Source organism: Bradyrhizobium agreste (assembly GCF_016031625.1).
Taxonomy (GTDB): Bacteria; Pseudomonadota; Alphaproteobacteria; order Rhizobiales; family Xanthobacteraceae; genus Bradyrhizobium; species Bradyrhizobium agreste.
Window position 1 is genome coordinate 144,281 of record NZ_JACCHP010000025.1, and the last position, 12,573, is coordinate 156,853.

A 12,573-nucleotide genomic window follows, 5' to 3' on the forward strand; every position below is an offset into this window, starting at 1 on the left:
GAGCCATCGGCGCGCTCGAGGCGGCCGAAGAAATGATCGAGGCTCGGATGCGGACGCCGTGGAATCCGGCACCTGCGCTTCGGCTGACGCTTCACGAGGGCGATCTGCATTGACGTCAGCCCCTGTCGCGGTCGCGGCGGATGTTGCGGGCCGAACGTGCCGGAGCCTCGACCGGGCCGGCCGACGGACCGAACACGACAAACGAACTGAACCCAATCCACAACGCCACGCCAGTCCAAAACAGGGTCGTCGTCATGATGTGCTCCCGCGAAAACAGGCAGCAATCACTTGCAATGATTTGCGCGAATCAGTGAAGTCCGGATGAGTACGGATCGAGGTTGCAATTTTATGCAATTGCGCGCTGCAACCCCGTAACAACCGCACAGCTGCGAAGCGCCGAGGCAGCCGTCAGATCGCCTCGCCGCGTGCCCCAAGTGCCGCGTTGCGGATCGCGGCGATGTTGGCCTTGTAGGCGTCCTGCGTGCCGCCCTTGAACACCGAGGTGCCGGCGACGAAGGCGTTGGCGCCGGCCGCGGCGAGCGCCCCTGCAACATCGGGACCGACGCCGCCGTCGACCTCGATGTCGATCGAGCGGCCCGCGACCATTGCGCGGATGTCGCGGATCTTGTTGATCGCGGAGGGGATGAAGGCCTGGCCGCCGAAGCCCGGATTGACGGACATCACCAGCACGAGGTCGACGAGGTCGAGGACGTATTCGAGCGCGCTGATCGGCGTCGCCGGATTGAGCGAGACGCCGGCCTTCTTGCCGAGCGCGCGGATCGCCTGGAGCGAGCGGTGCAGGTGGGGACCTGCCTCCGCGTGCACGGTAATGTGGTCGCAGCCGGCTTTCGCGAAGGCCTCGAGGTAGGGATCGCAGGGCGAGATCATCAGATGCGCGTCGAAGATCTTCTTGGTGTGCGGGCGCATCGCCCTGATGACGTCAGGGCCGTACGAGATGTTCGGAACGAAGTGCCCGTCCATCACGTCGAGATGGATCCAGTCGGCGCCGGCGGCGTCCACACTGCGCACCTCCTCGCCAAGCTTCGAGAAGTCCGAGGCCAGGATCGAGGGCGCGATGGCCAGGGGGCGGGGTGCGAAAGCTTGGGTCATGGCGCGTTTTCCCGTGGCGGACGGACGACGAATGGCCTCGCCTAACATGGGCCCTTGTGGGGGGCAATGCAGGAGGCGTGCGCTTCCTGTGGGCGGAAATTTCTGCCGCCGGCGGCATGAATTGCCGATGTTCCCGCGGCCTGCACGACCTGGCGGGTGCGGATTTCATTGAGCTTTTCGCGGTGGCACGGCGCTTGCTGACTTCAGCCGCAGAACATTGGTCGCGGCCTGCCGCATCCTGTTGGAGTTGTGCAATGTTGTTCGCCCTTGGTGCGGTGTCGAGCGCGCTCGATGTGATCCAGTCGCTGACGAACGCGAAATCGTCATCGGGGGCGCACAAGACCGGCGCCTGGCAGAGCGCGCCGGTCAATCCGTTCGCAATCGACAGCGACAGCAGCAGCACGACCGGCGCGACCTCGTCGGTCAATGCAGGCAGATATCTGCAGATCTCGCCGGAGACGATGAATACGTTGTTTGCGGCGCAGAGCCAGTCGGCCGACGGCGCGGCCTCGTCGAGCTCGACATCCTCGACGTCGAAGGACCGTGAGGCTGCGCTGAAGGACCTGTTCTCGCAGATCGACGCGGACGGCGACGGCAAGATCACCAAGTCCGAGTTCGAGGACGCGCTCGGTGCGGGCGGCACCAACCTGGCCCAGGCCGACAACGTGTTCGCGAAGATGGATGCGAATGCGGATGGGAGCATCAATCTTGGCGAGATGACGAAGGCGCTGAGGGGCGGTCACGGCGCTCATCACGCGCAAGGCGCGGGCGATGGCTCGGAGTCCTCGTCGCAATCCAGCCGCGGCTCGACGTCGACCACGACGACCAATGCCGACGGGTTCAAGATGTCGACGACGGTGCCGGGCGCCTCCAGCTCGTCGAATGCGAAAGGTGGCGGCAATTCGCCTTATGACTGGTTCGGGCAGATGATGCGGCGCCAGGCGCAGGCCACCGCGGAATCAGCAGCTTCATCGATGTCGATCAGCGTGTGAGCACAGCCCGAAGCTAGCCGGCAGGTTCGTGCGTGATGTCACGACAGGCATAGCGGTCGCGGATCTCGCGATTGAAGAAAATTCCTTTTGCGCGCGAATCCCTGAACGCGGCAGCGACCTCGGGCGGAACACCCTCGTAAACATAGCGGCGCCCGCTGACGAACGTCACCTTCAGCTCGCGTGTATCGGGCGCATAGCGAAAGAACCGGATCACGGAAGAGGGCATGGCCGCGCACCTTGTCCGCCGGGTAACGCTTTGGGGTCCGTTTCGTTTCTCGTCTAGCCGAACCGGTCCTTCCAGGCCGGCTGCGCGCCCGGAAACGGCAAGGCCGTCGCGCAGTAGACGCCGCGGGCGATCGCGCGGGCGACCACGTTGGCGGCGATCGTGCCGAGCTCGGTGAGGCCAACCAGCGGCTCGATCGGCTTTTCGCACGTGGCGGCGGCAAACAGCACGTCGCCGTCGGTCGGCGCGTGCACCGGATAGATCGCGCGGGCGAAGCCGGTATGCGCGATCATCGCCAGCCGCTTGGCCTGGGGCTTGGTCAGCACCGCGTTGGTCACGACGGCGCCGATGGTGGTGTTTTCCCGCGCGCTCGCGGCGGGACCGCCCTTGATGCGCATGCGGAGCATGTCCTCGGTGAACCTGTCTGGCAGGCCGCGTCCGCCGAATTCGCCGTCCACCTCGAACGGCGCCGCCCAGAACCACGGGCCATCGCCGACGGTGACGCTGCCCACGGCGTTGACGGCGACGATCGCGGCGACCTGGATTCCGCTCGGCGTCACCGCCGATGCCGAGCCGAGGCCGCCCTTGAACGTCGCGGTGGTGGCGCCGAAGCCGGCGCCGACGCTGCCAAGCGCAAAGTCCGCGCTGGCGGCGGCGGCCGCTGCGGCGTAGCCGAGGTCGCGATAGGGCGAGAAGCGTCCCCAGGCCTTGTCGCCGCCATTGAGCAGGTCGAACAGGATCGCTCCCGGCACGATCGGGATCAGCGCTTCGCGAACCCTAAAGCCGCGGCCCTGCTCGGCGAGCCAGGCCTGTACGCCGCCGCCGGTGTCGAGGCCGAAGGCCGAGCCGCCCGACAGCGCGATGGCGTCGACGCGCTCGACCGTGTTGGCGAGATCGAGCAGGGCATCCTCGCGCGTGCCGGGCCCGCCGCCGCGCACGTCGATCGCGGCGATCGCTGGAGAATCGAAGATGATCGCAGTCGCGCCGGAACCGACTTTCGGGTCCTCGGCGTGGCCGACCCGGACGCCGGCGATATCGGTGAGAAGGTTCTTCACGGCGGCCTCGTCGTCGAGAGCAATTCACGATCTGCGATAGCGCAGCAATGCCGCAGGCTCAACCGGCGAGCGCGGTCCTCAGCATCTTGGCGAGCTCGGACTTGCGGTAGGGCTTGGCCAGCAGCAGCACGCCGGAATCGAGCCGACCGTGATGGACGATGGCGTTCTCGGTGTAGCCCGAGGTGAACAGCGTCTTCAGATCGGGGCGGCGCTTGTGCGCTTCGTCAGCCAACTGGCGGCCGTTCATGTTGCCGGGCATGATGATGTCGGTGAAGAGCAGGTCGATGGTCTCGTCGCTGTCGATGATGTTGAGCGCTTCGGCACCGTTGGCGGCCTCGAGCGCGGTATAGCCGAGGCTCTTGACCTGAGTCACGACATACTGCCGCACCAGCGCATCGTCCTCGACGATCAGGATCTTCTCGTTACCGCCGGTGATTGGCGCGTTCTGGAGCGATTCGAACTCGGTCTCCTGCACCCCGGTCGAGCGTGGCAGGTAGATCTTCACGCTCGTGCCGTGGCCTTCCTCGCTGTAGATCTTGATGTGCCCGCCCGACTGCTTGACGAAGCCGAACACCATGCTGAGGCCAAGGCCAGTGCCCTTGCCGACCTCCTTGGTCGTGAAGAACGGATCGAACACCCGGTCGATCAGCTCGGCAGGAATTCCGCTGCCGGTGTCGCTGACCGCGATCATCACGTAATTGCCGGCAACGACGTCGGGGTTCATGCTGGCATAGCCGTCGTCGAGGAAGATGTTGCGGGTCTCCAGCACCAGGGTGCCGCCCTCGGGCATAGCGTCGCGCGCGTTCAGCGCGAGATTGAGGATCGCGGTGGAGAGCTGGCCCGGGTCGACCAGCGTCGGCCAGGCATCCTCGGTGAGCTGCGGCATGATGGTGATCTGCTCGCCGAGTGTCGGATGCAGCAGCTTGGCGGCTTCGAGCACCAGTGCGTTGACGTCGATCTCGCGCGGCTGGAGCGGCTGCTTGCGGGCGAAGGCGAGCAGATGCTTGGTCAGCTGCGCGCCGCGCTCGGCGGCGTCGTCGATCAGCTTGGTGATCGCGGCAAGCTCGGGCCGGTCGGCGACCGCGTCGCTGAGAATGCCGATCGTGCCCGTGATCACGGTCAGCACGTTGTTGAAGTCGTGGGCGACGCCGCCGGTCAATTGGCCGATCGAGTCCATTTTCTGGACCTGCCGGAGCTGGGCTTCGGCGGCCTGCTTGTCGGTGAGGTCGCGGCCGATGAAGAAGTGGCGTTTCACCGGCTCCGACCACGTGCCCATCCAGTTCAGCGTGACCTCGTGACCGTCGTAATGGTAGTAGCGCGCCTCGAAGCTGCGCTTCACCGCGCCGCGGCGGGCTGCGCGCATCTCGTTTCGCGTGTTCTCGAGATCGTCGGGATGGATGAACTCGATCGCGCTGTGCCCGACCATGTCCTCGGGGCTGTAGCCGAGAATGTTCCGCACGCTCGGGCTGACCTGGATGAAATTGCCATAGCCGTCAGTGACCAGGATCAGGTCCTGCGATGTCTCGAAGATGCGCTGGCGTTCCTCGGTCTCGCGGCGCAGCTTCTCTCTGGCCTGCTTTTCTTCCGTGATGTCATGGGCGATCTTGGAGACGCCAATGATCTCTCCGTCGTCGGTCCGCAGCGGTGAAATGTTCAGGACGACGTTGAGCGGGCGGCCGTCTTTCCGGATTCGGACCGTCTCGTGCTGGGCGATCGACTGGTTGCTGGCGATCTGGTTGAGGATGCTCCTGACTTCGCCCTTGCGATCCGGCGGCACGATGATGTCGATCGGCTTGCCGACGGCCTCCGCGGCGGAGTAGCCGAACAGATTTTCGGCGGCCTTGTTCCAGCCGGTGATGATGCCGTCGAGCGACTGGGTGATGATTGCGTCATTGGAGGATTCGACGACTGCGCCGTACAGCGCGAGGCGCTTGCCGAAATAGTCGCGTTCCCAGGCCGATTGCTGGCGCAGCTTTCCGACGAGGCCCACTGTACGCGCCTGGAGGCGGACATTCTCGATCAGAAGCACCGCGAGCACGAAGGTCGCGGCGGCGAGACCGTAGAGCCGGCCGGCATAGAATCCGAGATCGAAGCGCGCGACGTTGACGATCGCCGACAGGGCGATGTCGAACAGCCAGGCGCACATGACCACCATCAGCCAGATGTCGATCACCGTATGCGGCCTGCGGAACCAGAGCGAGACCAGCGCGGCAAAGCTCAGCGACCACACGAAGGACACGACACCGATCATGGTCGCGGTGTAGCGGCCCTCGCTCAACAGGACCGGCAACAGATCGTGCTGCGCGGTGACGATCCAGGCGAAGACCGCCATCGCGGCGACGACGCTGAGCCCGCAGGCATAAATCGCATTGCGTGCCGCGCCGCGGATCCGGGGCCCACCGTCCTTTTCCTTCAGCCATGCATATGCCATCACGCAGAGCGGAAAGCCGGCGTGCCAGATCATGTAGAGCCACACCGTGGTCTGCCGGCCTGCGCCCAGGAGTCCGGTCGGAGCGAACAGCCCCGGGAAGGTGAGGGCATGAACCAGCGCCGCTGCGGCGGTGAAGAGATAGCCGCCCGCGAGGCATAGCAGCGCGCGGGTCCGCAGAATCGCAAATTGCGACAGCAGCAGCACTGCCGTGACGATGTCGCTCACGGCCAGCGCGGATTGATAGCTGGCGACGAAGGCTGGCACCGGCAGCAACGGGGTACCAGCAAAGGGCACGGCTGCGGCGAACAGGAGCGAGGACACACCGACAATCGTCAATGCTGCAGTGCGGTCGGTCGAGGTGGCCGGCAGAGTCGACAGAAATGTGTTTCGGTCGATTGGCGCGGGCACGTCTATTTCGCGCGAGTCGGTGGGCTTAAGCATCTCCGCTGGTCTCATTCGCCGGCAATCCGTGCATGGTAGCGGGTTCTTGGCGCGGGTGTGAACGGAAGCGATTTACGACTCAACCGAGGGTTACAGCTTACCTAATTTCGGTGAGAGCACGGAACAGGGATCGGTAAGGGGCGCTTTACTGGGCGGTGTCATAATGCCCTGCCGCCGCGGCCGGTTCCAGGGTTGAAACAGGCGATTTTGATTTCGAGATCGGGAGTTGCCCCCATGCCCCGCGTTCTCATCATCGACGACCAGAAGGATGTCCGTGCGATGGTGGCGATCGTGCTTCGGGTCAATCATTTCGAGGTCGTGGAGGCCGAAAGCGGCGCGGCGGGGCTGAAGGCCTTTGCGGAAAGTCCCTTTGACGCGGCGATCGTGGACATCTTCCTCGGCGATTCCAGCGGCGTCGATGTCATCGCCACCTTGCGCGAACGCGCGCCGGCGCTGCCCGTGATTGCGGTATCCGGGATGACGGCACTCGATTTCATGGACCAATCGCCCCACTTCGCCAACGTTGTCGGCCTGCAAAAGCCGTTTCGGCCGAACGATCTGCTGCATGCCCTGCGCAAGGCCCAGGCCGCAGCCGGCGGCGAGATGTCGGCCGCGGTCTGACCGGGCAAAAGAACGCCCCGGCAAGCCGGGGCGTGGTCGCGATGGCAGAGCCTTCGGGGATCGCTGATCGGCATCCCCGACGAGCATCCTTGATCAGGAACCCTTGATCAGGAGCGCTTGATCAGGAGCCCTTGGCGCCGAGCTCGGCGTAATTGCCCTTGGCGTCCCACTTGTAGACGACATAGTCGATCTGCTTGAGGTCGCCCTTGGCGTCGATTTCGATCGGGCCGAGCACCGTGTCCCACTTGCCGGCCTTGATGGTCTCCATGACCTTCTTGGCGTCGGTGGTGCCGGCCTTCTTGACCGCCTGCGTCCAGACCTGCAGCGCAGCGTAGGTATAGAGCGTATAGCCTTCCGGATCGATGCCCTTGGCCTTGAAGGCCTCGACGATCTTCTTCGCGGTCGGCTTGTTGCGCGGATCGGGACCGAAGGTGAACAGCGTGCCTTCGCCGGCGGGACCGGTGATGGAGGCGTACTCCTTGTCGGCGAGCGCGTCGCCCGACATCAGCACCGTCTTCATGCCCTGATCGCGCATCTGGCGCAGGATGAGGCCGGCTTCCTGATGGTAACCGCCGACATAGACGAGGTCGACATTCTCCTTCTTCAGGCGCGAGACGATCGCGTTGAAGTCCTTGTCGCCCTTGTTGTAGGATTCATACATCTTCTCGGTGATGCCGGCCTTGTTGAGCGCCTTCTTGGTCTCGTCGGCAAGACCCTTGCCGTAGGTGGTCTTGTCGTTGAGGATCGCGATGTTCTTGCCCTTGTAGTTCTTGGCGATGTACTGCGCCGCGATCAGGCCCTGCTGGTCGTCGCGGCCGCAAACCCGCGCCACGTTCCACAGCTTGCGCTCGGTGAAGAGCGGGTTGGTCGAAGCCGGGGTGATTTGCAGGACGTTGCCGTCCGCATAGGCTTCAGAGGCCGGGATCGAAGACGACGAGCAGAAATGGCCGGCGACGAACGGGATCTTGGCGCCGGCGATCTTTTCCGCCACCGAGCGGGCCTGTTTCGGATCGCAGGCGTCGTCCTCGGCGTTGAGCGCGAGCTTCTTGCCGTTGACGCCGCCGGCGGCGTTGATGTCGGCGATGGCCATCTCGGCGCCGTTCTTCATCTGGCGGCCGAAGGCGGACTCGCCGCCGGTCATCGGGCCTGCGACTGCGACGGTGACATCCTGCGCGAATGCCGCGCTCGACAGCGCGAGCGATGCGCCAAATGCCAGACCGATGAGCTTCAGTGATTTCATGAGATACCTCGCGGGTGGTCGCCTGTGGAAGTTGCCGGGTACGCCCCGGTTCAAACCGGCGCCATTCTTGAATGAATTCGAGGAGAAGTCACCGGCAAAATACGGGCACAGGTCAGATATCTAGCCGCATTCTCGCGCAGGGCGGGGCCGGTCAGTGCCGGCCGCCTTCCAGATAAGCGGCGCGGATTTCGGGGCGCTGCAGCAATTCGGCGCCGCTGCCGGCCAGCGTGATCAGGCCGTTGACCATGACATAGCCGCGATGGGCGAGCTTGAGGGCATGGTTGGCGTTCTGCTCGACGATCAGCACGGTCAGGCCGTCCTGCCGGTTCAGTGTGCGGATGGCGTCGAAAATCTGCCGCGCGATGAGCGGGGCGAGCCCCAGCGAGGGCTCATCGAGCAGGAGCAGGCGGGGGCGGCTCATCAAGGCGCGGCCGATTGCCAGCATCTGCTGCTCGCCGCCGGACAGGGTTCCGCCGCGCTGGGCGAAACGTTCCTTCAGACGGGGAAACAGGGCGAACACGCGCTCGAGCGTGCTCTCCCGTTCCGCCGGCGTGCTCTCGGTGACGTCGGCCCCCATCTGGAGGTTCTCGGCGACGCTCATGCGCGGGAAGATGCGGCGGCCTTCGGGCGATTGCGCGATGCGCAAATGGGCGATCTCGTGGGTCGGAACGGCCGTGATGTCCTTGCCTTCGTACAGGATCTGCCCGGCGCGGGCGCGCGGCTTGCCGAAGATCGTCATCATCAGCGTCGACTTGCCGGCGCCGTTGGCGCCGATCAGCGCGACGATCTCGCCGGAATTGATCTCGACGTCGACGCCCTTCAAGGCCTCGATCTTGCCGTAGGCCGCGTGCAGGCCCCGGATCGCGAGCAGGGGGGATGCCGCCGTCACGATCCGCTCTCCATGACGGCCATGGCCTCTTCCTCGTCGGCGCCGAGATAGGCGGCGATCACCTTGGGATCGTCGCGCACCTCGCGCGGCGTGCCTTGTGCGATCTTCACGCCGTGATCCATCACCACGATGTGGTCGGAGATCTCCATCACGACCGACATGTCATGCTCGATCAGGAGGATCGACGTTCCCAGCTCGTTGCGGATCGAAAGCAGGAGCTCGCTCAACGCGGCGCTCTCTCGCGCGTTGAGGCCGGCAGCCGGCTCGTCAAGGCACAGGAGTGCAGGTTCGGTGCACATCGCGCGCGCGATCTCGAGGCGGCGCTGATCGCCATAGGCGAGATTGCCGGCCGCATCGTCGGCGCGATCCAGCAGGCTGACCCGCTTCAGCCAATCGGTGGCGAGATCGATCGCGCGCTTTTCGGCGTCGCGATAAGCGGGCACGCCGACAAGGCCGAGCAAGGTGAATCCGGAGGCGCGCATCAGCATGTTGTGCTGCGCCACCATCAGGTTTTCGAGCACGGTCATTCCGGGAAACAGGCGGATATTCTGGAAGGTGCGCGCGACCTTGGCCTGCTTGGCGATACGGAAGTCGTTGAGCCGCTCCAACGCGATTTCCCTGCCGTCATCGTGGGTGAGGCGGATGGCGCCGCCGGTCGGCTTGTAGAAGCCGGTGATGCAGTTGAAGACGGTGGTCTTGCCGGCACCGTTCGGCCCGATCAGCGCGGTGATCTTGCGCCGCTCCGCCGCGAACGACAGGTCCTGCACGGCAACGATGCCGCCAAAGCGCATGGTGAGCTGATCGACGTCGAGGATACGTTCGCCGCTCATCCGTGGCCTTCCTTGACGAGGTCGGAGGAGATGGCCTGCGCCTTCTTCAGATAGACGGTCGGCGCGCGATGGCCGACCAGGCCGCGTGGCCGCCAGATCATGATCAGCACCATGGCCCAGCCGAACACCAGCATGCGATAGGTCTCGAGGCCGCGGAACAGCTCGAATCCGCCGATCATGCTCAGCGCCGCGAGCGCGACGCCGAGCTGCGAGCCCATGCCGCCGAGCACGACGATGGCGAGCACCAGCGCCGATTCCTGGAAGGTGAAGGATTCCGGGCTGATGAAGCCCTGGCGGGTGGCGAAGAAGGCGCCGGCGAAGCCGCCGAACATCGCGCCGGTCGCGAACGCCGTGAGCTTGGTCGTCGTGGTGTTGATGCCGAGCGCGCGACAGGCGACCTCGTCCTCGCGCAAGGCTTCCCAGGCGCGCCCGATCGGCAGCCGGCGCAGGCGGATCGTCACCCAATTGGTGAGCAGCGCCAGCGCCAGGATCAGATAGAACAGGAAGACGATACGGTGGGTCGGCGAATACTCGATGCCGAGCTTGGCGGCCAGTCCTTCGTCGCTGTTGTTGAGCGGAATGCCGAACAGGGTCGGACGCGGAATACCGGATACGCCGTTCGGCCCGCCGGTCAGAGTCTGCCAGTTGATCAGGACGAGGCGGATGATCTCGCCGAAGGCGAGCGTCACGATGGCGAGATAGTCGCCGCGCAGGCGCAGCACGGGAAAGCCGAGCAGCACGCCCCAGAATGCGGCGAGGATGCCGGCGAGCGGCAGGCAGATCCAGAACGACCAACCGAAATTGGTAGCGAGCAGCGCGTAGGAATAGGCGCCGACCGCATAGAACGCGACGTAGCCGAGATCGAGCAGGCCGGCGAGCCCGACCACGACGTTGAGGCCCCAGCCCAGCATCACATAGGTGAGCACGAGAATGGCGAGGTCGAGGATATAGCGCTGGTTATAGAAAATCACGGGCACCAGCAGCGTGAAGATCAGCAGCGCGGGCGCAAGATAGCGGCCGACGAAGGACATGCCGCTCTGAACGGCTGGCGGCACCAATTTCTCGGCGCCCGTCGGACCGATCCATTGCCGCAGCAGCTCGATCACGATCGAGCCGCCGAACACGGCGGCGACGAGGGAGGCGAGCTCGCCGAAACGTGTCCAGTAGGTGAGCTGGCCCTCGGAACCCGCCTCGGTGCGGATGCCGACCATCAGCGAGAACAGCACCAACGCGATCACTGCGTTGATGAAGCCGGTCTTGAGGAGAGCGGGGATGCCCGTTGCAGGTTTGGTCGTGTGGGTCGAGGGAGCTGTCACGCGCGCGTCCGTCAGACTTTTTCGACTTCGGGACGGCCGAGCAGGCCGGTCGGCATGAAGATCAGCACGACGATCAGGATCGAGAACGCCGCAACGTCCTTGTACTCGACCGAGAAATAGGCCGACCAGAACGTCTCGATCAGGCCGATCGCGAGCCCGCCGAGCATGGCGCCGGGCAGGGAGCCGATGCCGCCGAGCACGGCGGCGGTGAAGGCCTTGATCCCGGCGACGAAGCCCATGAAGAAGTCGACCAGGCCGTAATAGAGCAGGTACATCAGGCCCGCGACGGCGGCGAGCGCGGCGCCGATCACGAAAGTCATGGAGATGGTACGGTCGACGTCGACGCCGAGCAGCGCCGCCATGGTCTGATCCTGCTCGCAGGCGCGCATGTCGCGCCCGAGCCGGGTGCGCGACACGAGCCAGGTGAAGATCGCGAGCAGCACGATGGTGGTGATGACCACCATGATCTGGATGTTGGAGAGCTGGATCACGAAGCCGTCCTGGCTCTCATGCAGGGTGTAGCCGCCGGTGATGAAGGGCGGGATCGGCTTGACGCGGGCGCCTTGCGCCACTTGCGAATAATTCGTCAGCACGAACGACATGCCGATGGCCGACAGCATCGGGGCGAGGCGGAAGGAATGGCGCAGCGGCCGATAGGCGATGCGCTCGATGGTCCAGCCATAGAGCGCGGTGATTGCCATCGACACCAGCAGCACCACGAGCAGGATCACCGGAACAGCCGTGAGGCCGAGCGAGATCAGGATCAGGAAGGTGATGAGGGCGATGAAGCCGCCGATCATGAAGATGTCGCCATGGGCGAAGTTGATCATGCCGACGATGCCGTAGACCATCGTGTAGCCGATCGCGATCAGGCCGTAGATGGAGCCGAGCACGAGGCCGTTGATGAGCTGCTGGGCGAAATAATCCATAAGCTGCCGTACCCAAACTTGACGCGGCTCAAAGGGAGCTCTTGCAGAGAGTTCTTGGGCCCCGGCAGCCCTTGAGCGTTCACCTGGTTTTGTAACAGGAGGGAACTGGCGGCCGCAACTGGCCTTGTCTCCGCCTTAAGGCTTGTACAGAGATCATTTTGCCGCCGGGTTCCTCGGCTGCGAGGAACCCGGTTCCCGAGGCAACCAAAGCGAATGCCAGCCGTTACCTTGGTTCTGACGTCCAACGAGGGAGTTTCCCGAATGACGAAGCAGCAGAACCAGCAGCCCGGTCAGCAGAGCCAGAACCCCGGCCAGCAGCGCCCCGGGCAGCAGCAGGGCGGCGGTCAGAAGCCCGGACAGCAGCAGCAGGATCCGCGCCAGGGCGATCGGCCCGGCCAGCAGCAGGGTGGCCAGCGCAGCCAGGACGAATAGTTTGGGAGCTCGAGTAGAGGCCCCGCCGCAAGGCGGGGCCTTTTTCTGTGCTTGGCGTCATTCC

The 12,573-nt window shown here is 64.8% G+C and carries 13 protein-coding genes; 3 read left to right on the plus strand and 10 right to left on the minus strand.

Going from position 1 to position 12,573, the window contains the following annotated elements:
* Positions 1 to 115: 115 nt before the first annotated feature.
* Together HZZ13_RS30220 and rpe are read right to left on the minus strand one after the other, a co-directional pair.
* On the minus strand, positions 116 to 256 hold the full coding sequence (locus tag HZZ13_RS30220; protein ID WP_197963148.1) for a hypothetical protein: 141 nt from the start codon (positions 254 to 256) through the stop codon (positions 116 to 118).
* A 152-nt stretch (positions 257 to 408) separates the two neighbouring features.
* Complete coding sequence (rpe, locus tag HZZ13_RS30225; protein WP_197963149.1) at positions 409 to 1,110, minus strand: ribulose-phosphate 3-epimerase; 702 nt, start codon at positions 1,108 to 1,110, stop codon at positions 409 to 411.
* Between the two features lie 254 nt (positions 1,111 to 1,364).
* Between rpe and HZZ13_RS30230 the strand changes: the two genes are divergently transcribed.
* Positions 1,365 to 2,102, plus strand: coding sequence for an EF-hand domain-containing protein (locus tag HZZ13_RS30230; protein WP_197963150.1), 738 nt, complete (start codon positions 1,365 to 1,367; stop codon positions 2,100 to 2,102).
* A 13-nt stretch (positions 2,103 to 2,115) separates the two neighbouring features.
* On the opposite strand, the gene HZZ13_RS30235 is transcribed toward HZZ13_RS30230, so the two are convergent.
* Genes HZZ13_RS30235 through HZZ13_RS30245 form a run of 3 tightly spaced genes read right to left on the minus strand, consistent with a single transcriptional unit; the run spans position 2,116 to position 6,252 of the window.
* On the minus strand, positions 2,116 to 2,328 hold the full coding sequence (locus HZZ13_RS30235) for a KTSC domain-containing protein (protein ID WP_197963151.1): 213 nt from the start codon (positions 2,326 to 2,328) through the stop codon (positions 2,116 to 2,118).
* Between the two features lie 53 nt (positions 2,329 to 2,381).
* Positions 2,382 to 3,380 carry a P1 family peptidase gene (locus HZZ13_RS30240; protein ID WP_197963152.1) on the minus strand — a complete coding sequence of 333 codons (999 nt, stop codon included), beginning with the start codon at positions 3,378 to 3,380 and terminating at the stop codon, positions 2,382 to 2,384.
* Between the two features lie 58 nt (positions 3,381 to 3,438).
* Positions 3,439 to 6,252 (minus strand): PAS domain S-box protein, encoded by a 2,814-nt coding sequence (locus HZZ13_RS30245; RefSeq protein ID WP_197963153.1) that lies wholly within the window; start codon positions 6,250 to 6,252, stop codon positions 3,439 to 3,441.
* Positions 6,253 to 6,486: 234 nt separating this feature from the next.
* Here HZZ13_RS30245 and HZZ13_RS30250 point away from each other — a divergent pair, with 234 nt between their 5' ends.
* Entirely contained in the window at positions 6,487 to 6,873 is a 387-nt protein-coding gene (locus tag HZZ13_RS30250; protein ID WP_197963154.1) for a response regulator, read from the plus strand.
* 121 nt (positions 6,874 to 6,994) lie between these two features.
* Here the strand turns inward: HZZ13_RS30250 and HZZ13_RS30255 are convergent, their stop codons facing one another.
* The 5 genes from HZZ13_RS30255 to HZZ13_RS30275 form a co-directional block, all read right to left on the minus strand.
* Positions 6,995 to 8,113 carry a branched-chain amino acid ABC transporter substrate-binding protein gene (locus HZZ13_RS30255; RefSeq protein ID WP_197963155.1) on the minus strand — a complete coding sequence of 373 codons (1,119 nt, stop codon included), beginning with the start codon at positions 8,111 to 8,113 and terminating at the stop codon, positions 6,995 to 6,997.
* Between the two features lie 151 nt (positions 8,114 to 8,264).
* Positions 8,265 to 9,002, minus strand: coding sequence for an ABC transporter ATP-binding protein (locus HZZ13_RS30260; RefSeq protein ID WP_197963156.1), 738 nt, complete (start codon positions 9,000 to 9,002; stop codon positions 8,265 to 8,267).
* The gene (locus tag HZZ13_RS30265) at positions 8,999 to 9,832 is read right to left on the minus strand and encodes an ABC transporter ATP-binding protein (RefSeq protein ID WP_197963157.1); all 834 of its coding nucleotides are present in this window, start codon (positions 9,830 to 9,832) and stop codon (positions 8,999 to 9,001) included. Before HZZ13_RS30265 ends, HZZ13_RS30260 begins: the two co-directional genes overlap by 4 nt.
* Positions 9,829 to 11,148, minus strand: coding sequence for a high-affinity branched-chain amino acid ABC transporter permease LivM (gene livM, locus HZZ13_RS30270; RefSeq protein WP_197963158.1), 1,320 nt, complete (start codon positions 11,146 to 11,148; stop codon positions 9,829 to 9,831). Before livM ends, HZZ13_RS30265 begins: the two co-directional genes overlap by 4 nt.
* Before the next feature lie 11 nt (positions 11,149 to 11,159).
* Complete coding sequence (locus HZZ13_RS30275; protein ID WP_197963159.1) at positions 11,160 to 12,077, minus strand: ABC transporter permease subunit; 918 nt, start codon at positions 12,075 to 12,077, stop codon at positions 11,160 to 11,162.
* Positions 12,078 to 12,338: 261 nt separating this feature from the next.
* Here HZZ13_RS30275 and HZZ13_RS30280 point away from each other — a divergent pair, with 261 nt between their 5' ends.
* Positions 12,339 to 12,509 (plus strand): hypothetical protein, encoded by a 171-nt coding sequence (locus HZZ13_RS30280; protein ID WP_197963160.1) that lies wholly within the window; start codon positions 12,339 to 12,341, stop codon positions 12,507 to 12,509.
* The last annotated feature ends 64 nt before the right edge of the window (positions 12,510 to 12,573 follow it).

Bases quoted from the DNA above. Each gene is read 5' to 3' on its own strand.
- HZZ13_RS30220 (WP_197963148.1), bottom strand. From the start codon at position 256: ATGACGACGACCCTGTTTTGGACTGGCGTGGCGTTGTGGATTGGGTTC.
- rpe (WP_197963149.1), bottom strand. From the start codon at position 1,110: ATGACCCAAGCTTTCGCACCCCGCCCCCTGGCCATCGCGCCCTCGATC.
- HZZ13_RS30230 (WP_197963150.1), top strand. From the start codon at position 1,365: ATGTTGTTCGCCCTTGGTGCGGTGTCGAGCGCGCTCGATGTGATCCAG.
- HZZ13_RS30235 (WP_197963151.1), bottom strand. From the start codon at position 2,328: ATGCCCTCTTCCGTGATCCGGTTCTTTCGCTATGCGCCCGATACACGC.
- HZZ13_RS30245 (WP_197963153.1), bottom strand. From the start codon at position 6,252: ATGCTTAAGCCCACCGACTCGCGCGAAATAGACGTGCCCGCGCCAATC.
- HZZ13_RS30250 (WP_197963154.1), top strand. From the start codon at position 6,487: ATGCCCCGCGTTCTCATCATCGACGACCAGAAGGATGTCCGTGCGATG.
- HZZ13_RS30255 (WP_197963155.1), bottom strand. From the start codon at position 8,113: ATGAAATCACTGAAGCTCATCGGTCTGGCATTTGGCGCATCGCTCGCG.
- HZZ13_RS30265 (WP_197963157.1), bottom strand. From the start codon at position 9,832: ATGAGCGGCGAACGTATCCTCGACGTCGATCAGCTCACCATGCGCTTT.
- HZZ13_RS30275 (WP_197963159.1), bottom strand. From the start codon at position 12,077: ATGGATTATTTCGCCCAGCAGCTCATCAACGGCCTCGTGCTCGGCTCC.
- HZZ13_RS30280 (WP_197963160.1), top strand. From the start codon at position 12,339: ATGACGAAGCAGCAGAACCAGCAGCCCGGTCAGCAGAGCCAGAACCCC.